The 21,326-nt window shown below is 69.9% G+C and carries 21 protein-coding genes and 1 pseudogene; 14 read left to right on the top strand and 8 right to left on the bottom strand.

Annotated elements, in window-relative coordinates; genetic code table 11:
- Window positions 1-62: 62 nt before the first annotated feature.
- Window positions 63-290, bottom strand: a complete 228-nt coding sequence (locus LY13_RS11080; RefSeq protein ID WP_253828274.1) for a hypothetical protein — start codon at window positions 288-290, stop codon at window positions 63-65.
- A gap of 64 nt (window positions 291-354) precedes the next feature.
- On the opposite strand from LY13_RS11080, the pseudogene LY13_RS25950 reads away from it, so the two are divergent.
- Both LY13_RS25950 and LY13_RS25945 read left to right on the top strand, forming a co-directional pair.
- A pseudogene (locus LY13_RS25950) lies at window positions 355-492 on the top strand (LysR family transcriptional regulator); the annotation flags it as partial.
- Window positions 493-671: 179 nt separating this feature from the next.
- Window positions 672-1,139, top strand: coding sequence for a LysR substrate-binding domain-containing protein (locus LY13_RS25945; protein WP_308216308.1), 468 nt, complete (start codon window positions 672-674; stop codon window positions 1,137-1,139).
- Window positions 1,140-1,210: 71 nt separating this feature from the next.
- On the opposite strand, the gene LY13_RS11070 is transcribed toward LY13_RS25945, so the two are convergent.
- Window positions 1,211-2,497: an adenylosuccinate synthase gene (locus tag LY13_RS11070; protein ID WP_253828273.1), complete on the bottom strand. Its 1,287-nt coding sequence runs from the start codon at window positions 2,495-2,497 to the stop codon at window positions 1,211-1,213.
- A 102-nt stretch (window positions 2,498-2,599) separates the two neighbouring features.
- Between LY13_RS11070 and LY13_RS11065 the strand changes: the two genes are divergently transcribed.
- From LY13_RS11065 to LY13_RS11055, 3 genes are all read left to right on the top strand, one after another.
- Entirely contained in the window at window positions 2,600-3,283 is a 684-nt protein-coding gene (locus LY13_RS11065) for a hypothetical protein (protein WP_372493811.1), read from the top strand.
- 102 nt (window positions 3,284-3,385) lie between these two features.
- Window positions 3,386-4,024 (top strand): HNH endonuclease family protein, encoded by a 639-nt coding sequence (locus LY13_RS11060; RefSeq protein ID WP_253828272.1) that lies wholly within the window; start codon window positions 3,386-3,388, stop codon window positions 4,022-4,024.
- A gap of 147 nt (window positions 4,025-4,171) precedes the next feature.
- Complete coding sequence (locus tag LY13_RS11055; RefSeq protein WP_253828271.1) at window positions 4,172-5,488, top strand: lipase family protein; 1,317 nt, start codon at window positions 4,172-4,174, stop codon at window positions 5,486-5,488.
- Between the two features lie 91 nt (window positions 5,489-5,579).
- Here LY13_RS11055 and LY13_RS11050 read toward each other — a convergent pair whose 3' ends face one another.
- Window positions 5,580-5,990, bottom strand: a complete 411-nt coding sequence (locus LY13_RS11050; RefSeq protein ID WP_253828270.1) for a DUF3151 domain-containing protein — start codon at window positions 5,988-5,990, stop codon at window positions 5,580-5,582.
- Between the two features lie 276 nt (window positions 5,991-6,266).
- Window positions 6,267-7,295: a class II fructose-bisphosphate aldolase gene (gene fbaA / locus LY13_RS11045; protein ID WP_253828269.1), complete on the bottom strand. Its 1,029-nt coding sequence runs from the start codon at window positions 7,293-7,295 to the stop codon at window positions 6,267-6,269.
- A 746-nt stretch (window positions 7,296-8,041) separates the two neighbouring features.
- On the opposite strand from fbaA, the gene LY13_RS11040 reads away from it, so the two are divergent.
- On the top strand, window positions 8,042-9,241 hold the full coding sequence (locus LY13_RS11040) for an MFS transporter (protein ID WP_372493810.1): 1,200 nt from the start codon (window positions 8,042-8,044) through the stop codon (window positions 9,239-9,241).
- Between the two features lie 161 nt (window positions 9,242-9,402).
- Here the strand turns inward: LY13_RS11040 and LY13_RS11035 are convergent, their stop codons facing one another.
- Window positions 9,403-10,605: an MFS transporter gene (locus LY13_RS11035; RefSeq protein ID WP_253828268.1), complete on the bottom strand. Its 1,203-nt coding sequence runs from the start codon at window positions 10,603-10,605 to the stop codon at window positions 9,403-9,405.
- 79 nt (window positions 10,606-10,684) lie between these two features.
- Here LY13_RS11035 and LY13_RS11030 point away from each other — a divergent pair, with 79 nt between their 5' ends.
- Window positions 10,685-11,077: an ArsR/SmtB family transcription factor gene (locus LY13_RS11030; protein WP_253828267.1), complete on the top strand. Its 393-nt coding sequence runs from the start codon at window positions 10,685-10,687 to the stop codon at window positions 11,075-11,077.
- Between the two features lie 170 nt (window positions 11,078-11,247).
- On the opposite strand, the gene LY13_RS11025 is transcribed toward LY13_RS11030, so the two are convergent.
- Together LY13_RS11025 and LY13_RS11020 are read right to left on the bottom strand one after the other, a co-directional pair.
- Window positions 11,248-12,069 carry an alpha/beta fold hydrolase gene (locus tag LY13_RS11025; protein WP_443678907.1) on the bottom strand — a complete coding sequence of 274 codons (822 nt, stop codon included), beginning with the start codon at window positions 12,067-12,069 and terminating at the stop codon, window positions 11,248-11,250.
- 198 nt (window positions 12,070-12,267) lie between these two features.
- Complete coding sequence (locus tag LY13_RS11020; protein WP_253828265.1) at window positions 12,268-13,098, bottom strand: LLM class F420-dependent oxidoreductase; 831 nt, start codon at window positions 13,096-13,098, stop codon at window positions 12,268-12,270.
- A 41-nt stretch (window positions 13,099-13,139) separates the two neighbouring features.
- Here LY13_RS11020 and LY13_RS11015 point away from each other — a divergent pair, with 41 nt between their 5' ends.
- The 6 genes from LY13_RS11015 to LY13_RS10990 all read left to right on the top strand — a co-directional run bounded on the left by LY13_RS11015 (window position 13,140) and on the right by LY13_RS10990 (window position 19,801).
- A complete protein-coding gene (locus LY13_RS11015; RefSeq protein WP_253828264.1) occupies window positions 13,140-14,081 on the top strand; it encodes an aldo/keto reductase in 942 nt (313 codons plus the stop codon).
- An 89-nt stretch (window positions 14,082-14,170) separates the two neighbouring features.
- Window positions 14,171-15,052 carry a short-chain dehydrogenase/reductase gene (locus tag LY13_RS11010; RefSeq protein WP_253828441.1) on the top strand — a complete coding sequence of 294 codons (882 nt, stop codon included), beginning with the start codon at window positions 14,171-14,173 and terminating at the stop codon, window positions 15,050-15,052.
- A gap of 272 nt (window positions 15,053-15,324) precedes the next feature.
- Entirely contained in the window at window positions 15,325-15,810 is a 486-nt protein-coding gene (locus LY13_RS11005) for a pyridoxamine 5'-phosphate oxidase family protein (protein ID WP_253828263.1), read from the top strand.
- A 58-nt stretch (window positions 15,811-15,868) separates the two neighbouring features.
- Window positions 15,869-16,822, top strand: a complete 954-nt coding sequence (locus LY13_RS11000; protein ID WP_253828262.1) for an esterase/lipase family protein — start codon at window positions 15,869-15,871, stop codon at window positions 16,820-16,822.
- A gap of 88 nt (window positions 16,823-16,910) precedes the next feature.
- Complete coding sequence (locus tag LY13_RS10995; RefSeq protein WP_253828261.1) at window positions 16,911-18,575, top strand: sigma-54-dependent Fis family transcriptional regulator; 1,665 nt, start codon at window positions 16,911-16,913, stop codon at window positions 18,573-18,575.
- A gap of 113 nt (window positions 18,576-18,688) precedes the next feature.
- Window positions 18,689-19,801 carry an NDMA-dependent alcohol dehydrogenase gene (locus tag LY13_RS10990; protein ID WP_253828260.1) on the top strand — a complete coding sequence of 371 codons (1,113 nt, stop codon included), beginning with the start codon at window positions 18,689-18,691 and terminating at the stop codon, window positions 19,799-19,801.
- 108 nt (window positions 19,802-19,909) lie between these two features.
- Here LY13_RS10990 and LY13_RS10985 read toward each other — a convergent pair whose 3' ends face one another.
- Window positions 19,910-20,188: a YciI family protein gene (locus LY13_RS10985; RefSeq protein ID WP_253828259.1), complete on the bottom strand. Its 279-nt coding sequence runs from the start codon at window positions 20,186-20,188 to the stop codon at window positions 19,910-19,912.
- 120 nt (window positions 20,189-20,308) lie between these two features.
- Here LY13_RS10985 and LY13_RS10980 point away from each other — a divergent pair, with 120 nt between their 5' ends.
- The gene (locus tag LY13_RS10980; RefSeq protein WP_253828258.1) at window positions 20,309-21,001 is read left to right on the top strand and encodes an RNA polymerase sigma factor; all 693 of its coding nucleotides are present in this window, start codon (window positions 20,309-20,311) and stop codon (window positions 20,999-21,001) included.
- Window positions 21,002-21,326: the final 325 nt, after the last annotated feature.

Below are 21,326 nucleotides of genomic sequence, written 5' to 3'. Positions count from 1 at the left end.
TGTCCTTGAGGGGCGGTGGCCGGGCCGGCGGGAGGGAGCCGCCAAAGTGCCCTTGGGGGCTTTCATCGTTCGCAGGGGACGTCACCGGGGGCGGTCACGTTGCGCGGGGATTCCGGCTCGTGCGGGCGGCCGCGGAGGACCACCTTCGTGCCCGCGGCGTCGATCACGCGCGTTTGCAGTGAGCCGCAGGCGCAGCGCGTCCACACGGTCTCCCCTTCGGGCGTCCGGTGGCGGGACAGCACGGTGACGACGTCGCTGTCCGGCCAACCGCAGTACGGGCATGTCGTCATGGCTCCACGGTGCGCGTGGTTTACGTGAAGATCCAGGTTCGATCTCTCGGCAATACCGTGAAGAATGGCCTTCATGATCGACCTGCGCCGACTCCACGTACTGCGGGCCGTGGACCACTACGGCACCGTCACCGCCGCGGCCGCCGCCCTGCACCTGACGACGTCGGCGGCATCGCAGCAGATCCGCCAACTCGGCCGCGAGCTCGACGTCACGCTGCTCGAACCGCTCGGCCGCACCGTCCGCCTCACCGACGCGGCCCGCACCCTGCTGGCGCACGCCGACGCCATGGAGGTCCACTGGCAGCACGCGCGCGCCGAACTCGACGCCACACAGGGCGGCCCGACCGGCACCCTGCGCATGGCCGCGTTCCCCACGGCGATGTGCCGGCTCCTCGGGCCGGTCGCGGCGAGCCTGCGCGCACGGCACCCGTCGTTGACGGTGCGCCTGCGCGTGCCCACGTCCTCGCCGCCTGCACCGCGGCCGGGTTCAGCCCCGCGATCGCCCACGAGGCCTGCGACGCGAGCCTGGTCGCCACTCTGGTCCACCTCGGACTCGGCGTCGCGCTCTACCCCCGGCTCTCGCAACTCCCGCCCGGACTCGACCTGCGACGCGTCCCGACGGGCGACAACGCACCCGCCCGGACGTTCCTCACCTGCACGCGCCGCGGCGGACGCCGAACCCCGAACGTCGCCGCGGCCCTGGCCGCGCTGGAGGACCGGACCGCGACGACCACGACCGCCGAGGGCCCGGCCGGCCAGTGCAGCACTCGCGAGAACCCGGCCGCCCGGCAGCGCGTCGGTGAGGGCCGGCAACCGGGCGACGGGCAGGCGCAGACCACGCGGCCCTGAACGCAGACCTCGCGGGTCCGAGCGCAGTACACGCGGGCCCGAGTCAGGACACGCGGGCCGGGCGCGTCTCGTCAGGCGAACTCGTGGCGGACGATCGTCTGCTCGCGGCCCGGGCCGACGCCGATCGCCGAGATGCGCGTGCCCATCAGCCCCTCGAGCCGCTCGACGTAGGCCTGCGCGTTCTTCGGCAGGTCCGCGAAGGTGCGGCACTCGCTGATGTCCTCCCACCAGCCCGGCAGGTCCTCGTACACCGGCTTCGCGTGGTGGACGTCGGTCTGCGTCATCGGCATGTCGTCGGTGCGCTCGCCGTCGACGTCGTAGCCCACGCACACCGGCACGGTCTCCAGCCCGGAGAGGACGTCGAGCTTGGTGAGGAAGTAGTCGGTGATGCCGTTGACGCGGGCGGCGTAGCGGCCGATCACGGCGTCGAACCAGCCCGTCCGGCGGGAACGGCCCGTCGTGACGCCGAACTCGCCGCCGGACTTGCGCAGGTTCTCGCCCGCCTCGTCGTCGAGCTCGGTCGGGAACGGCCCCGAGCCGACGCGCGTGGTGTAGGCCTTGAGGATGCCGAGCACGGTCGTGATCCGCCCCGGCCCGATGCCCGAACCCGCGCTGGCTCCACCGGACGTCGGACTCGACGAGGTGACGTACGGGTACGTGCCGTGGTCGACGTCGAGCAACGTGCCCTGCGAACCCTCGAGCAACACGGTCTCGTCGCGTTCGAGCGCCTTGTTCAGCTCGAGCCGCGTGTCGGCGATGCGGTGCTGGAACCGCTCGGCCTGCTCGAGGACGGTGTCGGTGACCTCGGCGGCGTCGAGACCCTTGCGGTTGTAGACCTTCACCAGCACCTGGTTCTTGAACTCCAGTGCGGCCTCGACCTTCTGCCGCAGGATCTTCTCGTCGAGCAGGTCCTGCACGCGCACGCCGACGCGCGCGACCTTGTCCTGGTAACACGGCCCGATGCCGCGGCCCGTGGTGCCGATCTTGCGGCTGCCCAGGTAGCGCTCGGTGACCTTATCGATCGCCACGTGGTACGGCATGATCAAGTGCGCGTCGGCGGAGAGCAGCAACCTGCTCGTGTCGATGTCGCGCGATTCGAGGCCTTCGAGCTCGTCCAGGAGCACGCCCGGGTCGACGACGACGCCGTTGCCGATGACGTTCGTGACGCCCGGTGTGAGGATGCCGGACGGGATGAGATGCAGCGCGAAGTCCTGACCGTCGGGCAGCACCACGGTGTGTCCCGCGTTGTTGCCACCCTGGTAGCGCACCACCCAGTCCACCTTGTCGCCGAGCAGGTCGGTGGCCTTGCCCTTGCCTTCGTCGCCCCATTGGGCACCGATGAGCACGATGGCCGGCATGTGAAACTCCAAGGTGTGAGGTGGCTGTGGATGCTGCTTGACACTGACGTCCGTCGGTGACTGTCGAAATGCCGGTACACGAGCCTAACCGAGGGGTGATCCGTGCGGGGACCGGTACTGCTCTGCGGAGGCGCTGAGCTGGGATTTCAACTCCCGGAGGGGGTCGACGAGGCGAAACTGCCGCCGCGTCCGGGCAAGGCCCACGTCGACCCGCTGCTGGAGGCGGGACGGCAGCGGCTCGTGGTGGTCGGCGACGACGCCGACCTGGCCGCGGTGGCGCTGCGGCTGCTGCGGAAGAACCGGCTCGACGACGTGTCCGTCGGATACGTGCCCACCGACCCGTCGTCGCAGGTGGCGAACCTGTGGGGAGTGCCGACCGACCGGGCGCGGGCGTTCGACGTCGCGCGGTCCGGCGAGCCGCGGGGCGTGCCGTTGGTCCGCGACGACGCGGGCGGTCTGCTGCTGGGTCACGGCGTCGTGCGGCGGCCACGCGGTGTCGGCTACTGCGACGACACCGAGGCGCTGCGCGGCGAGGCCGCCCTGCTGGAGGTGTGGCCCGACCCGGAGGCGGGCAGCGACACGGCGTCCGGCGGACTGCGCGTCACGATCACCAGGGGGAAGCTGCTGAAACGGCGGCGGACGTTCACGGGCAGGGCGTTCCAGTTGGGCGGCGGTGACGTCGTGCCCGAATCCGACGGCGTGGCGTACCCGCGGACCATGTCGCGGTGGACCTGGTACCGGCACACTCACGACTTCCGTCTGGTTCTGCCCCCGACCTCGGTCTGAATCCGCCCAGGGTTCACGAGATCGTTACCTCTCTCGGAGACATTCGGAAAGTCCTTCACATTGCTGGACCGACCTCATGTTCCCCGCTGAGAGGTGTCTGTCGTGACCCTTCCTCGCACGTTCCGAAACTCCGCACTCGTCGTCAGTGCCGCGACCGCGCTGACGCTGTCACTGGGCGGCACGGCCGTGGCCGAACCGCCCGGCATCCCCACGCCCACCGAGGCCGAGGCGCAGCTCGCCGAGCTGACCGTGGCCGCGGACGGCTCCATGGACGGCTACGACCGCGACCTGTTCCCGCACTGGAGCAGCCACGACGACAACTGCAACACCCGTGAACTGGTGCTCGAACGCGACGGCGACAGCGTCGAGACGGGCAACGACTGCTACCCGACCGACGGCGACTGGTACAGCGAGTACGACGGCGAGACGTCGAGCGATCCGTCCGAGTTCCACATCGACCACGTGGTGCCGCTGGGCAACGCCTGGGTGTCCGGCGCCGCGGAGTGGACGACCGACGAGCGCGAGGCGTTCGCCAACGACCTGTCCGCGCCGCAGCTCATCGCCGTGTCGGCCGGCTCCAACATGTCGAAGAGCGACGACGACCCTGCGGAGTGGCAGCCGTCGGTCGAGGAGTACCACTGCACGTACGCCTCGATGTGGATCACCGTGAAGCACAAGTACGAGCTGACAGTCGACGAGGCCGAGCACGCCGCCCTCGAGGACATGCTCGCCACCTGCTGACGGCGAACGTTCTCGCCCCCAAGGGCACACTTCGCTACCCTGAACGAGTGAGTTCCCTACTGACGAGTAGGGAAACCTTGATCTCACATCTCCCCGCGGCTAGAACGTCTTCCAGACAACGTCGTCACATCCCAGCCGGGGAGCCTCATGCGATCAGCCCGCAGGGGACGCCTCACCGCGTCTCTCGCCACCGTCGCCGCATCCGCTGTCGCCGCGTCGATCCTGACCTCCGCCCCGGCGGCCGCAGCGCCGGCCGGGTCGGCAGCGCCGGCCGGGTCGGCAGCACCCGCCGCAGCACCCGCCGGATCGGCCTCGCCGGTCGCAGCCGCGAGCGACGAGTTCTACACACCGCCGTCCCCGCTTCCCGACGGCGAGCCCGGGGACGTCGTCCGGCACGAGGAGACCGCGTTCTTCCTCGACCCACTGCGACTCACCCGCGCCCCCGCGGACGCGCAGCGCGTCATGTACCGCAGCACCGACACCCACGGCGACGCCAACGCGGTCACCGGCACCGTGCTCACACCGCACCGGGAGTGGAACGGTCCCGGCCTGCGCCCGATCGTCGGCTACGCCGCAGGCACCCAGGGCATGGGCGACCACTGCGCCCCGTCGAAGGCCATGGCCGCGGGCATGGAGTACGAGGGCGCGTTCATCGCTGGGATGCTCGCGAAGGGCTACGCCGTCGCCATCACCGACTACGAGGGCCTCGGCACGCCCGGTGTCCACACGTACGTCAACCGCAAGGCGACGGCGCACGCCGTGCTCGACATGGTTCGCGCGGCCCGGCGACTCCCCGGCGCGGAACTGCCGTCGGACGGCCCGGTGCTGACGGCGGGGTACTCGCAGGGCGGCGGGGCGTCAGCGGCCGCGGCGGAGCTGCAGCCCTCGTACGCCCCGGACGTCGACCTCATCGGTTCGTTCGCCGGTGCGCCTCCCGCGGACCTGTCCGCGGTGGCAGAACAGCTCGACGGGCACTACGCGTCGGCGTTCCTGCTGTTCGCCGTCGCGAGCATGCACGAGGCGTACCCGGAGCTGGGCATCGAGGACATGCTGAACGAGAAGGGCCGACAGGTGCGGGCGCAGATCGAGGAGCGCTGCACCGGGGACGGACTGCTCGGCCACCTGTTCACGCGCACGTCGGAACTGACGGTCGACGGCAGGCCGATCGGCGACTACCTCGCGGAGGAGCCGTTCCGCAGCACCGTCGAGGAGCAGCGCATCGGGACGATCAAGCCCGAGGTGCCCGTGTACGTGGCGCACAGCCGACTCGACGACATCGTGCCGTATGCGCAGGGTCGTGACATGGCCCGCTCGTGGTGCGAGCGGGGCGCCACGGTGCAGTTCGACACGCTGGCCGTCCCGACGCACGTCGGCGGCAACGTCAGCGCCTACCCGCGGGCGTACCACTGGCTGGACCAGCGCGTCCGCGGCGAGGCCGCACCGACCAACTGCGGCGAGTTCTGACCACCGGCCTGCAACGAGACGAACGGGCCGCCGGGGAGAGTTCCCGGCGGCCCGTTCGTCGTCGACCTCACCAGCGGTGGGTCGAGAAGGTTCAGCCGAGGCCCGTGGCCTCGACGGACGCGGGGTCGGAGTCCAGGAGCAGCTGCTTGCAACGGTCGTACTCGTCGGCCTCGCCGATGCGGCCCGCGGCCTTGGCGAGCGCGGCGACGCATCGCAGGAAGCCCTGGTTCGGCCGGTGCTCCCACGGCACGGGGCCGAAGCCCTTCCAGCCGGAACGGCGCAGCTGGTCGAGACCGCGGTGGTAACCCGTGCGGGCGTAGGCGTAGGCGTCGACGACCTCGTTCTCGCCGAGCGCGCGCTCGGCGAGGGCGGCCCAGGCTTCGCTGAAGTCGGGATGCTCGGCGGCGACCTCGCTCGGCTCGGTGCCCGCGTCCAGCGCGGCTTCGGCGTCGGGGCGCTCCGGGAGCGTGGTGGGATCCGGTTCGAGCAGGTTGTGCGTCATGCCGCCATTGAACCACCGACCGCGCGGCCGCGGGTCGCCCGCGGGGGCGCGGCGAGGCGGCGCCTCAGAGCAGCAGCGACAACGAGGACGCGACGGCCATCAGCACGAGGCAGCCGACCAGGACGATGGCGACGAGGCGTTTCGACATCACGCCGTCACTGTGCCTGACGACCGACCGTGCTCATCGCCGTCCCCCGAACGTGAAAGCCCCCGAGGGCACCTGGCGGCGTTGAACACCACCGAGGTGCCCTCGGGGGTCGGAAATCCGGGCTTCCGTCAGAGCTTCTTGCCCGCCGACTTCAGCGCCTCGGCGGACTCGACGACACGCTGGGCCATGGCACCCTCGGCGACCTTGAGGTAGCTGCGCGGGTCGTAGGTCTTCTTGTTGCCGACCTCGCCGTCGATCTTGAGCACGCCGTCGTAGTTCTTCAACATGTGGTCGGCGATGGGCCGCGTGAAGGCGTACTGCGTGTCCGTGTCGACGTTCATCTTCACGACGCCGTACGACAACGCCTCGTGGATCTCCTCGAGCAGCGAACCCGAACCGCCGTGGAACACGAGCTCGAACGGCTTCGACCCGGCGGGCAGCCCGAGCTTCTCCGCCGCGACGGCCTGGCCGCGCTTGAGCACGTCGGGACGCAGCTGCACGGCACCCGGCTTGTACGAGCCGTGGACGTTGCCGAACGTCGCCGCCAGCAGGTAGCGGCCCTTCTCGCCGGAACCGAGCGCGTCGACGGTCTTCGTGAAGTCGCCCTCGGCGGTGTACAGCTTCTCGTTGATCTCGTTGGCGACGCCGTCCTCCTCGCCGCCGACGACGCCGATCTCGACCTCGAGGATGATCTTGGCGGCCGCAGCCTTGTCGAGCAGCTCGGACGCGATCGACAGGTTCTCGTCGAGGTCGATGGCCGAGCCGTCCCACATGTGCGACTGGAACAGCGGGTTCTTGCCGGCGTTGACCCGCTCCTGCGAGATGTCGATCAGCGGGCGGACGAAGCCGTCCAGCTTGTCCTTCGGGCAGTGGTCGGTGTGCAGCGCGACGTTGACGTCGTACTTCTCCGCGACCACGTGCGCGAACTCGGCCAGCGCCGTCGCGCCGGTGACCATGTCCTTCACCTTCTGGCCCGATGCGAACTCGGCGCCACCGGTGGAGAACTGGATGATCCCGTCACTCTCGGCCTCCGCGAACCCGCGGATCGCGGCGTTGACGGTTTCCGACGAGGTCACGTTGATCGCCGGATACGCGAACTCACCCTGCTTCGCGCGGTCCAGCATCTCGGCGTAGACCTCAGGTGTGGCGATGGGCATCGTTGTCCTCCTCGGGGCGGCGTGGCATGCGACTGTGTCGTCAGCCGCATTCCCGGTCGTCTTCCGGTTGACTCGTGCTCGCGGGCGGCGCCGTCTCGGGTGTCGGCGCCGGGCTCTGCAGACCCGGATCCTACGAGCAACAGCCTGGCATCACCCGGTGACACGGTGAAGCCCGGTGTCGCCCTGACGTGGTCTTTTTCGCAACATCGATTCAGGTTTCGATTCAGAACGACCGGCCCGCCCTGCGGCGCCGACCCACGACGCGCGACGCCGGACACGATGCGGGCGAAAAGGCCGCGGGGCGAACGGAAACATGCGCCCGATTCACGTCGACGGGGCGCAGGGACGCGGCGCAGGGACACCGCCTGCTCCCATCTCGTCGCCATCTCACCGTCACCTGCGGCTGCCACCCGGCCGGCAGGGCACGACGGCCGTCGCGAGCGACGCGGCGACTGCGACGAATCGGGGAACCGCGGTGGGCGTTCTCATAACCCGATCAACCCTGCGCCGAATTATCATTGCTTACGGCAAACAACGAGGGGCAGGTCATGACGTCACGGATGCAGGGATCCGACTCGACGACCCCAACCGGCTCGCCCGCCGAATCCCCGGATACCGCATCCCCTGACTCCGCGTCCCCGGATACCGCATCGCCGGATACCGCATCGCCGGATACCGCGTCCCCGGATTCGCCTGCCACCGGAGCCGGCGTCCGGGAGCCGATCTGGTCCCGCGATCTCGCCTTCGTGTGGGTCGTCAACTTCTGCCTGGCGTTGGCCTTCTACGGCCTGATCACGATCATGGCCGGCTATGCCGTCACGCGGTTCGCCGTCTCCGATGCGACCGGCGGCCTGGCGGCGAGCATCTTCGTCGTGGGTGCCACGGTCGCGAGGCTGTTCGCGGGCGGGCTCGTCGACCGGCTGGGCAGGCGCCGCGTGCTGTGGGCGGGGCTGGCCGCGTGTGCGGCGGTCGCGGCGCTGTACCTCGTGGCGAGCTCGCTGCCGCTGCTGCTCGCGGTGCGCGCCACCCACGGCGTGCTGTTCGCCGTGACGAGCACCGCCGCGATGACCCTCGCCCAGGCGCGCATCCCGTCCTCGCGACGCAGCGAAGGCACGGGCTACTTCGCGCTGAGCATCACGCTGTCGACCGCGATCGGCCCGTTCATGAGCCTGGAGGTCGCGAACTCGGCGGGCTACGACACGCTGTTCTGGTCGATCTTCGCCACCCATGCCGCAGCCTGCCTGCTGGCGCTGCTGATCAGCGCGGCGGACGAGCCACGAGCGCCGCGACCGACCGGGAACCGCACCGCGGGCGGCGTGCTGACGTCCATGGTCCACCCGGCCGTGCTGCCCATCGGACTGTTCATGCTGGTCATCGGCTGCGTCTACTCGACCATCGTCACGTACCTGAACTCCTACACCGCCGAGGAAGGTCTCGAGCGGGGAGCGAGCCTGTTCTTCGTGGCCTACGCGACGGTGATGTTCGTGAGCCGGTTCGTCATGGGCAGACTGCAGGACCGGCGCGGTGACAACGTCGTCGTGTACTCGGCGATCGTGGTGTTCGCAGCCGCGCTGCTACTGCTGGCGACCGCCTCGGCGGACTGGATGATCGTGGTGACGGGCGCGCTCACCGGGTTCGGCTTCGGCACGATCAACCCCGCGTGCCAGGCGGCCGCCGTCTCACGGGTGCCGCAGGAGCAGTTCGGCGTCGCGATCTCGACGTTCTTCCTGATGCTCGACGGCGGTGTCGGACTGGGACCCGTCGTGTTCGGCCTGATCGCCGAACAGGCCGGTTACTCGGCGATGTTCCTCGCCCTCGCGGGCGTGATGCTGCTCAGCGCCCTGCTGTACCTCGCCGTGCACGGGCGCAGGCCCGACGCCCGCCACGGCCGCGCCCCGGCGGCCCCGGCACACCACGACGAGCAGCAGGCTGACTGTCCACAGTGATCCGAGTGCCACCGTCGCGCGAGGGCTCCGCGCCGGGCGATCCCGGCGAAGGCGATTCCGGAACCGGTGGCTGTCAGCAACATCGACAGCTCGTCGAGCCACGTGCGTGACCCGAGAGCACACTCGCTTCTCCTCGTGTGCCGGGGAGTCTCGGCCACTCGTCAGTTCCCGGCATTGGCCCGACAGGCGGCCGTGCCGAGGATCAGCGCAAGCGCCGCCAGGGAGGCTGCGAGTGCTGTGACCGCCGGTTGTATGCCCCATCCGCTGATCGCATAGCCGGTGACGACGGTGAGAACGGCAGCAGGAAGGTAGGCGCTGATGTTCAGTGCGGCGTTACCCTCGGCGCGGCGGTCGTCGTCGACGTGGTGAGCGATGAGCCGAAGGCCTCCCAGCTGGCCGAGTCCTTGCCCGCAGCCCGAGAAGAGCGCCGCCGCAACGAACACGAAGGGGCTCTCCGTGTAGAGCGTGGCCACGATGGCGATCATCGCCAGGACCGTGCTGCTGCTCCCGAGCGCGAAGAGGCGACGCACGGCGAGTCGAGTGAGGACGAGCTGCGATCCGGTCGCGGCGAAGAACATCACGCACGCTGCGCCGCCTGCCAACAGGGGCGAGGTGTTCCCGACGGCCAGAACCAGTAGCGACGGTCCCAACGACAGCACGAACGACGTGGCCGTCAGCCCGGGGGCGAACACTGCCGCACCGCTCGACACGTGCTTCCGATTCCGGCTCGGAACGTGTGGCAGCCGGGGCCACACCGGTCCTCGGGCATGGCTGACCGGGCGTGCCAACGGCAAGCCGACGTAACCGACGAGCGCGACCACCAACAGCGCGATGTTGACGGTGAAAACCCACCCGATCGGCCGCGGTGTCAGCTGATAGACGAGTCCGCCGAGCAGTGGGCCGAGCCCGGAGCCGAACACCATCGCGATGGACGCGAGCATCGACGTCAGGTGTCGGCGCCCCGGTCCGCCGAGGTCGACAACGGCAGCCATGCCGGCCGACACCACGATGCCGACAGCAACGCCGACCGCGAACCTCGCCACGATCAATGTCAGGACGCTGCCGGCTGTCATGAACAACGCAGCCGAGGTGAGCGCGATCACGATCCCCGGTACGACGACCCGCTTGCGGCCGTACCGGTCCGAAGCCCGACCCGCCACCAGCAGCGTCATCACCAGGCCCGCGATGTAGGCGGCGAACACCACCGTCAGCGTCCCCGAGGAGTAGCCGAGCTCACGCTGCCAGTACACGTACAGCGGGGTCGGAGAGTTGGACAACGCGAACACCGCCACCACCGCCCATGCCGCTCTGGCCAACTGCCACCCCGAAGCGGCCTGAGCCGAGGACTCGCTCACCACTGCCACACCCAGCCTCCCTGTACGAGAATTCTCGTACCGAAGCTAACAGTACGAGAATGTTCGTACAACTTGTTAGGATGGGTACATGGGCGACACTGCGACCGAGAGGCCACCGCTCCTGCCGGAGCCGTCGATCGAGGAACTGCGCCTTGAAGTGGTGATGGGTGCGCTCGCCGACCCGCTCCGCATGACGGTGGCGCGCAAGCTCCTGCTGGAGTCGGACGAGTTCGACCACCCGTGCGGCTGGTTCGGCTTCGACCGGCCCAAATCCAGCCTCACACACCACTTCAAGGCCCTCCGCGAGGCCGGCGTGATCCATCAACGGCAGTACGGACTGGAACGCCGCAGCCGACTGCGAACCGAGGATTTGAACGAGCGATTCCCCGGGTTGCTCGACCTGATCGCGTCGACGGCCAGGAACGGAGAACAGCCGGCTCCAGCGCCTGCGCGCAGGCACGAGGCGTCCGGCACGTCCTGAAACTGCAACCCCATGTCGCAGTCCACGACGTTGATGTGACACGAGCTGGCCGCCACACCGCGGCATGGAATCAGTGGTGGGACCCGCCTGTTGGTCCGACCGGAGCCTTCGGCCGAGCTACAGCCCCCGGCGCCGTCGCGACGGACGTCCGAGCGACGGGGGCGCGCATGTCACGACCGCGCGTCCGCGAAGAAGTCGAGAAGGTGCTCGGTCACCACGTCCGGTTGTTCCTCCTGCAGGAAATGACCGCATTCCGCGATCTCCGCAGTCGTCAGGTCATCGGCGTACGCGCGCCAGATGTCCGCGCTCGGCAGTGAACCGAGCAGTCCCGCCGACCCCCACATGGCCAGCACGGGCATCGTGAGCCGACGTCCGGCCTCGGCGTCGGCGTCGTCGTGTTCCGCGTCGTCGGGGAACGAGGCCCGGTAGTCGTCGAATCCCGCCCGCAGCGCACCGGGCGCCGAGAACGCGCGCACGTACTCGTCGATCACCTCCGGGGTGAACACGTCCCGCCGGTAGGTCCATCGTTCGAAGAAGTAGCCGAGGTAGCCGGCGACGTCCTGTCCGGCGAGCCGCTCCGGCAGGTCGGGCTGCAGGTGGAACAGCCAGTGCCAGTATCCGCGGCCGACGTCGGCGTCGAGGCGCTGCCACATCTCGCGCGTGGGGATGATGTCGAGCACCGCGAGCCGGTCGACCTGTTCGGGCCGGTCGAGACCCCACCGGTGCGCCACACGCGCGCCGCGGTCGTGACCGGCCACCGCCACGCGGTCGAAGCCGAGGCCGGACACGAGCTCGGCCACGTCGCGCGCCATGGTGCGTTTGTCGTAGCCGCCGAGAGGCTTGTCGGTGCGGCCGTAGCCCCGCAGATCCGGAGCGATCACCGTGTGCCGCTCCGCCAGCGGCTCGATGACGTGCCGCCAGCAGAACCACGTCTGCGGCCAGCCGTGCAGCAGCACGACGGGTGGCCCGTCACCCGCCCGCCGGTAGTGCATCCGGATGCCGTTCACGGTCGCCACAGCTGCTTCCACGAACGCCATCCAACCGCGTCCGGCGGGCGCGCGCACTCCGCCGATCGAAGGCGGTCCGGGCGAAGGCGGTCCGGACGCTCCGGCCGGCCAGGGCACCCCGGCCGGTCACGGCGGGGTCGGGAGCGGCCCACGCGTCCACGAGGCCGCTCCCGACGAACGCGGTTACAGCAGGTGCTCGGCGAGCGCCCGGTAGGTGGGCAGCGGATCGTCGTTCATCGGCAGGTTCAGGATGCTGACGTGGTCCGCACCGGCCTCGATGTGCTTCTTGACACCGGCCGCGATGGTGGCCGCGTCACCGTGCAGGCCGAGCCGGTCGATGAGCGCGTCGCTGCCGCCGTCGTCGATGTCCGATTCGGACCAACCGAGGCGCTTGAGGTTGTTGCGGTAGTTGACGAGCCCCAGATACGGGTTGTTGATCGGCGGACGTGCGGCGGCGCGGGCACGCTCGGGGTCGGTGTCGTACACGACCTTCTGCTCCGGTGCGAGCAGCACACCCTGCCCGAGCAGTTCGCGTGCCTCACGGGTGTGCTCCGGCGTCGTCAGGTACGGGTGCGCGCCGAGGGCCCGCTGGGCCGACAGCTTGAGGACCTTCGGGCCGAGCGCCGCGAGCGCCCTGCCCTCGGCGGGAACACCGGCCTCGTCGAGCTGGTCGAGATAGGAAACGATCTTGTCGTAGGGCTTCTGGTACTCCTGCTGTGCCTCGGGGTGGCCGACGCCCACGCCGAGCAGGAACCGGTCCGGATGCTTGGCCGCGATCCGCAGGTACGACGCGCCGACCGTCGGGGCATCGTCGGTCCACATGTTGACGATGCCGGTCGCGATCGTGATCGACGACGTCGCGTCGAGCAGCTTCTCGATGTGGTCCAGGTCGCCCGGCGGGTTGCCGCCGAGCCAGATCGCGCCGTAGCCGAGCTTCTCGATCTCGACCGCCAGCTCCTCGTCGACGCCGTTCCACCAGCGCCAGATTCCGTACTTGCCAAGATTCACTGCCATCCCCGTGGCAACGTCCCGTTCCCGGCCGTATGTTCCCCCGCATGGCCACCATCGCTGAGCTGGATGTCTTCCCTCTGAACCTCGGCGGCAACACCTTCGGCTGGACCGCCACCGAGGACGAGTCGTTCGACGTGCTCGACGCCTACGCCGCGGCGGGCGGCAACGTCATCGACACCGCCGACATGTACATGTTCCGCGCACCGGGCAACACCGGTGGCGAGTCCGAGACGATCATCGGCAACTGGATGGCCGCACGGGGCAATCGGGACGACGTGGTCGTCGCCACGAAGGTCGGCAAGTGGGACCGGCGGCCCGGACTGTCGGCCGAGAACATCAAGGCGGCGGCCGAGGATTCGCTGCGCAGGCTGCGAACCGACCACATCGACCTGTACTACACCCACTTCGACGACCCCGACGTGCCTCTCGCGGAGACGCTCGGTGCGCTGGACGAGCTCGTGCGCGAGGGGAAGGTGCGGTACCTCGGGGCGTCGAACTACTCCGCGCCGCGACTGGCCGAAGCGCTGTCCATTGCGGATTCGCACGGGTTCGCCCGCTATGTCGCACTGCAACCGCATTACAACCTCATGGAGCGCGAGTACGAGCGCGAGCTCGAGCCTCTGGCGGCGCGCGAGGGCCTGGCGACCCTGCCGTACTTCAGCCTGGCCAAAGGCTTCCTCACGGGAAAGTATCGCGACGGCGGTGACACAGTGGACAGTCCACGTGCCGCGGGCGCACAGTCCTACCTGGACGACCGCGGCAGGCGCGCGCTGGCTGTGCTGGACGAGGTGGCGGCTGCTCACGACACGTCGGTCACCGCGGTCTCGCTCGCCTGGCTGGCGGCCCAGCCCACCGTCGCGGCACCCATCGCCAGCGCTCGCAACCGACGTCAGCTCGACGACCTGCTCGCCTCGACCCGACTCGAACTGAGCGCCGACGAGCTGCGCGCGATCGCCGCTACCACAGCTCCCCCTACCGAGCAGTAGCCTACTGGGAGTAAGTTGCGGTACTGTCCGGGCGACGAGCACCCGAGGAGGCAACAGTGACGTTCCTGTCCGGCGGCAAGGGCGCCAACCTGAAGAACGTGAAAGACAAGGTCGTGCTGATCACGGGTGCGGCCCGGGGCATCGGCGCAGGCCTGGCCGAACGACTGGCGGCCGACGGCGCCAAGGTCGCGCTCGTCGGACTCGAGGCCGACGAGCAGTCCAAGGTCGCGGAGCGGATCGGGCCGAACGCACGGTCCTGGGAGGCCGACGTCACCAGCTGGGACGCGCTCGAGCAGGCCACGGCCGGGGTCGTCGACCACTTCGGCGGCATCGACATCGTGATCGCCAACGCGGGCATCGCCACCACGGGATTCGCCCGCTCGATCGACCGCGACGCCTACGAGAAGGTCTTCGAGGTCGACCTGCTCGGAGTGTGGCGCACGTTCCGCGTCGCCATGCCACACGTCATCGACCGCAAGGGCTACCTCCTCGCGATCTCGTCGTTCGCTGCGGTCGCGCACGCACCCGGACTGTCGAACTACGCGGCCGCCAAGGCCGGCGTCGAGGCGTTCTGCAACAGCCTCCGCGCCGAACTGCAGCACCTCGGTGTGCGCGTCGGCGTGGCGCACCCGACGTGGATCAAGACCGACCTCGTCGACAGCGCCGACTCGCACCCGGTGTTCGGCAAGCTCCGCACCGGCATGCCCGGCCTGATGGGCAAGACGTACCCGCTCGACCTGGCGCTCGACCAGCTCACCGAGGGCATCCGCAAGCGCGAACGGGTCATCCACGTGCCCAAGTGGGTCGGCGCGATGAAGCTGATCCGGGCGGTCCTGCCGCCGATCATCGAGTTCGGCTCGCGGTTCCAGGGCGTGGCCAAGGCCGACGAGGCCGCGCTCGAGGACATCGCCGAGCGAGGCTCCCGCGAGTCCGCACTCAACGGTCACGGCGGCCGAGCCGCGATCAAGTAGCGACCGCGGGAGTGCCCCCAAGGGCACATTGGTTGCGTTGAGTGCGACCACAGTGCCCTTGGGGGGCTTGTGTGAAGCACTGCCACGCGAAGCGTGACCGGTTGGGGTGGTGGGAGACGGGTGGGAGCCCCGAATCTTCCCCTCGCGTCACGCGGTGAGTGACGTACGCCCCACCACGACGGCTTCAGGATTGGGGAGGATTCGTCGCACTGAACGCCACCAGGGTGCCCCTGGGGGCTCACCAGGACCGCGCCCACAGCTGGAGGACGCCGTTGTCCCGCCGCGATCAGATCCGCATGTCCGACGACGAGATCCGCGCGTACTTCGCCGAGCAGCGCGTCATCGACGTCGCCACGATGAACCCGAACGGCAGGCCCCACCTGGCGCCGCTGTGGTACTTCCCGCGGGAGTCCGACACCCGGGACGTGCCTGCGCTCGTGACGTGGACGTACCGCAAGTCGCAGAAGATCGCGAACCTGCAGCGGCTGCCGCAGGCGACGGTGCTGATCGAATCCGGTGACACCTACGAACGGCTCCGCGGGGTGTCGATGGAGTGCGACGTGGCGTTCGTCGAGGACACCGGCGAGACCGCGGAGATCGGCACCGCCCTCGCGATGCGCTACGCCGGTATGGAGGGCGACCCGCCCGACGAACTGAAGGCAGGCATCGCGCATCAGGCACCGAAGCGCGTCGGGCTCGTCTTCACGCCCACGAAGATCGTCAGCTGGGATCACACGAAACTCGGCGGCGCGTACTGAGCGGCGCGTACTGAACCGCGCGTTTCCCTGCGATGGAATACGCTCCCGTCCGTCAACGGTGACGAACAGGGGAGGCGACATGGGCCTCGGCACACGACTGCGGCGGATCGGCGCACTCGCAGCCGCGATCGGCCTGGTCCTCGGACTGGGCACGCAAGCACAGGCTTCGGAGCGGGAGCCGACCGGCCCGCCGCAGCCGAACGTCGTCACCGCGCTGGCGTACTCCATGGCCCGGCCCACCGTGATGCCGCCGCACACCAACGACTGGGGTTGCGAACCGAGCGCCGAACATCCCAACCCGGTCCTGCTGTCCAACGGCACGCTGGTCAACTCCTACGCCGACTGGGCGGGGCTGTCCGGAAAACTGGCCGACGCCGGGTACTGCGTGTTCAGCGCGAACCTCGGCGGTGCGAAGGGCAGTCCGGTCCAGACCGTCGCACCCGTGGCGGAGACGGCCACGCAGCTCGCGGAGTTCGGCGACCGCGTCCTCGCCGCGACCGGCGCCGAGGAGCTCGACGTCGTCGGCCACTCGCAGGGCGGGATGAACCCGCGTTACTGGATCAAGTACCTGGGCGGCGAGGAGAAGATCGACCGGCTGATCGGCCTGGCCCCTTCCAACTACGGCACGGACCTGTTCGGCCTGCTCACCCTCGTCCAACGGGTGCCGCCGCTGCGTGAGCTGGTCGGCATCCCGTTCCCCGCGTTCAACGACCAGGAGACACACTCGGAGTTCCTCGCCGACCTCAACTCCGGCGGTGACACGGTCGACGGCGTGGACTACACGGTGATCCAGACGAAGTACGACGAGGTGGTCACGCCGTACTCGAACGCGTTCCTCGAACCCGCTCCGAACGTCGACAACATCCTGCTCCAGGACATCTGCCCCGCCGACAAGACCGACCACCTGGGCATCACCTACGACCCGATCGCCGCGCGGCTGGTGCTGAACGCGCTCGACCCCGCCGACGCGCAGCCGCCCCGCTGCCGGTTCGTACCGCCCGTGCTGTCCTGACGGCTGCGGTTGACCCGTTCGCGGGGCTGCATCGACCTGCTCCGAGCTGCGATGATGAACGCCGGAACCACTCAGCGAGGAGTGTCCGGTGACGCTACGAGCCGAGATCGCGCAATCCTGGCGTCGTGCCGAACTGTCCGGGTTGAGGCCCGACAGTCCGGCCGACCGGCTGGCGGGCGCCGATGTCGCCGACATCGACACCCGCAGTCGGCTGCTGCGCGCCGCCGACCCGGTTCTCGACGAGGTGTCGCGGCACCTGCACGACACCCGGTTGTCCGTGCTGCTCGCCGACCGTGACTGCCGCATCGTCGCCCGTCGCTACGGCGACAGGGCGCTCGAACGCGCGCTCGACGCGGTCAGCGCCGTCCCCGGCTGCCGCTTCTCCGAGGAGGTCAGCGGCACGAACTCGCTGGCCACGCCGTACGAGGTGCGCCGAGGCATGGCCGTCCACGGCGACGAGCACTTCCTCGACGCGCTGAAGCCGTTCACCTGCTACGGGCATCCGATCACGAATCCGGCGACCGGCAGACTCGAGGGCGTCCTCGACATCACGGGTCTGGTCGAGGACGCGAATCCACTGCTGGCCCCGTTCCTGTTGCAGGCCGTGACCGACATCGAGCGTCGGCTGCTCGACGGTTCGAACCTGGCTCAGCAGCGGCTGCTGGCGGCGTTCCAGGCGGCGCAGCACCGATCGGCGGCCGTGCTGGCGCTCGGCGAGGACGTGGTGCTGGCCAACAGCGCGGCCGTCGACCTCGTCGACCCGGCCGACCATCCGATGCTGCGCGACCTGTCCCGCACGCGACGCGGCGTGCGGCGGGTGCGGCTGTCGTCGGGCACCGAGGTCGAGGTGCGCATGGAGGCGGTGTCGGTCAACGCGGGAATGCTGTTCGAGCTGGCGCCGCTGCGGCCCGCGTACTCGGCGGCCACGCGCAGACGCTCGGCCGAGAGCGTGGTGCCCGCCGACGTCGAGGACCGGCTGCGCCGCAGCGCCCAGGCCCGCCGCCGGGTGCTGATCACGGGCGAACCCGGCACCGGCCGCGGCGCGGCGACGGCCGTGCTGGCCGGGTCCGACCCGGTCACGCGCGTCGACGCAGGCGACCTCACGCTGCTCGGCGAGGCGGAGTGGGTGCGGCGGCTCGACCGGCTCGCCGCCTCGCACCAGGGCCTCGTCGTGGTGCGGGACGTCCACCTGCTGTCGTCGCTGCCCGTGAGCAGGCTGGCCCGGCTGCTCGACGAGTCGTCGGCGTGGTTCGCGTTCACCGCCCGTACAGGCGATCCGGCGCACGCGGGCGGCACGACGTCCGGGGGAGAGGTGGACGGCGAGCTGCTCGCGCGGGTGCACCGGAGGGTCGAGCTGCCGCCGTTGCGGGCCCGCCGCGGCGACATCCCGACGCTGGCCAGGGCGGTCCTGGCCGGTGTCCGCCCGACCGGCACGCCGCGGCTCACGGCCGGCGCGCTGGAGCTGCTCGCCGCGCAGCCGTGGCCCGGCAACCTGCGCGAGCTGGAGACGGTGCTGACCGACGTCACCGAGGGCCGTTCCGCGGGCGACATCACGGCCCGCGACCTGGCACCACTGTGTCCGGTGACGACCACCGCGCCCGCACTGTCCGGCTGGCAGCGGGCCGAGTACGAGGCGATCACCCGCGCGCTCGCCGCCGTCGGCGGGAACAAGGTGCAGGCGGCCCGCGACCTGGGCATCAGCCGGTCGACGCTGTACAACCGCATCCGCACGCTGCACATCACCACCGGCTGACGAGGCGGCTCCGGGTGCGCGTGTGCAAAAGCTGCACACCCGCCCGCCACCGGACCGGCCGACAATCCCGAGGTGCACGCATTGCAATGACGCAATCGGATTGAGGAGTCACCGTGAAGACGAAGGCAGCGGTTCTGTTCGACGCGGGTAAGCCGTTCGAGATCATGGAGCTCGACCTGGACGGTCCCGGCCCCGGCGAGGTGCTGATCAAGTACTCGGCGGCGGGGCTGTGCCACTCCGACCTGCACCTCATCGACAACGACCTGGTGCCGCGATTCCCGATCGTCGGCGGGCACGAGGGCGCGGGCATCATCGAGGACGTCGGGCCCGGCGTCACGAAGGTGGCCCCCGGCGACCACGTCGTGTGCAGCTTCATCCCCAACTGCGGCACCTGCCGTTATTGCTCCACAGGCAGGCAGAACCTGTGCGACATGGGCGCCACGATCCTCGACGGCCACATGCCCGACGGCTCGTTCCGCTTCCACGGCGGCGGCAACGACATCGGCGCCATGTGCATGCTCGGCACGTTCTCCGAGCGCGCGACCATTTCCCAGCACTCCGTGGTGAAGGTCGACGACTGGCTGCCGCTCGAGACCGCGGTGCTGGTGGGGTGCGGCGTGCCCAGCGGCTGGGGCACCGCCAACTACGCGGGCGGCGTGCGCGCGGGTGACACGGCCGTGGTCTTCGGCATCGGCGGCCTCGGCGTCAACGCGGTACAGGGTGCCGCGAGCGCGGGCGCGAAGTACGTCGTCGCCGTGGACCCGGTCGAGTTCAAACGGGAGACGGCGCTGAAGTTCGGCGCCACCCACGCGTTCGCGACCGCCGAGGAGGCCACCGAGAAGATCAACGAACTCACCTGGGGCCAGATGGCCGACCAGGCCCTCATCCTCGTCGGCACCGTGGAGGAACAGGTGGTCAGCGACGCGTTCAACGCCGTCGGCAAGGGCGGCACCGTCGTCGTCACGGGACTGGCCAACCCCGAGAAACTCACGGTGCACGTCTCGGGCGGCGTCCTGACCCTGTTCGAGAAGACGATCAAGGGCACGCTGTTCGGCTCGGCCAACCCGCAGTACGACATCGTCAAGCTGCTGCGCCTCTACGACGCGGGGCACCTCAAGCTCGACGAGCTCGTCACCACGAAGTACACGCTCGAGCAGGTCAACGAGGGCTACCAGGACCTGCGCGACGGGAAGAACATCCGCGGCGTCATCGTCCACGACACGTAGGCCCGGTGCCCACGCGCGGCGGCCCGCTTCCCGTCCGGGGAGCGGGCCGCGTGTCGTCGGGGAGCGTGTCGTCCGGGGAGTCCTCGCCTGCTCACGCGGGCGAGGACGTCACTGCGGCAGCCAGGCTCCGAGGACGGGTTTCCACTCGCGGACCGTGCGCTCGGCCAGCGCACCTTCCAGGTGGTACGGGTCGGCGTCCAGCAGCGCCTGGAGCTCGTCGCGGTCGGCCGCCTGCATGACGATCATGCCGCCGACGTTGTCCTCCAGCGGTCCCGCCAGCGCCACGACGCCGCGTTCGGAGAGGTCGGCGAGATACTCCCGGTGCCGCGGCCGCACGTCCACGTACTTGTCACCGTCGTACCGCGTCTCAACCACATACCAAGTCATACCCCGAAGATACGGGGGTGGAAGTCGGCACCGTCGCCTTGGCGGGAATCCTGGGTCGGGCAACCGCGGACCCGATACGCTGATCGCGCGGTGAGGTCCCCGGCACCGAAGGACGGTTCGATGAGCAATGCCGAGCGCGGCGCAGCAGCCGGCGGTGCCGCCGACGGCGGCGCTGCAGGCCAGGGCGACGCGGCCGGTCACGGCGGCGTGTCCGGCGGCGGCGTGTCCCGTGACGGTGGTGCGACGAACGCCGTCGAGCAGACGCTCCGGCACCTGCGCACGCTCGACGCGCCCGTCGCGGAGACCGAGGACACGTCGTCGCAGGGCCCGCTGACGCTCGAGGACCTCTACAAGCAGCATCGGATGCGCCTGGTGCGGTTGGCGATCCTGCTGGTCGACGAGCCCGCGACGGCCGAGGACGTCGTGCAGGAGGCGTTCACCGGACTGCACCGGAACTGGGCGAAGCTGCGCGACGCGGCGGCCGCGGTCGGGTATCTGCGTGCGGCGGTCGTCAACGGGTCACGGAGCGTGCTGCGGAGGCGTAAGACGGCGCGGGAGTACGTCCCGCCGCACGCGGTGAACGCGCGGTCCGCCGAGAGCCTGGCGATGTTGTCGACCGAGCACCAGGCAGTGGTCAAGGCGTTGTCGCAGTTGCCGCCGCGGCAGCGGGAGGTGCTGGTGCTGCGCTACTACGGCGGCCTGTCGGAGTCGGAGATCTCCGAGGCGACGGGCATCTCGAAGGGCACCGTGAAGTCGACGGCCAGCCGGGCGCTCGAGGCGCTGCAGCGCACGATGCCCGATTCGAAACGCTGACGGCACTTCCCCGGGAACGGGCGCCGGGTGGCCGACGTCCCACTTCCTGCGGGTGTTCCGCGGCGACCGGGCCTGCGAGACTGCGGCACCCGAGGCGGAGTGTGTCCGGTTCGTCACGCGATGACGCGTGCAGCCGTTAGACTCACCCGCCGGGGGCAGACAGCCCGACCCGACCGGCGCTCGGCCGAAGCGACGGAGCGGGCAGTCTGCACACAGGCACGACTGGCATACATCGGACTCGGGGAGGGGTCGATGGCGGGGACGGACACGAGCGCACAAGACGGCGCACAGGGACAGTCCTTCTGGGGCGACCTCGGCGAAGCCG

Source organism: Prauserella aidingensis (assembly GCF_024171865.1).
Classification (GTDB): domain Bacteria; phylum Actinomycetota; class Actinomycetes; order Mycobacteriales; family Pseudonocardiaceae; genus Prauserella; species Prauserella aidingensis.
Note: the sequence above shows the minus strand (reverse complement) of the source record. Positions and strands in the feature narration are given on the sequence as shown.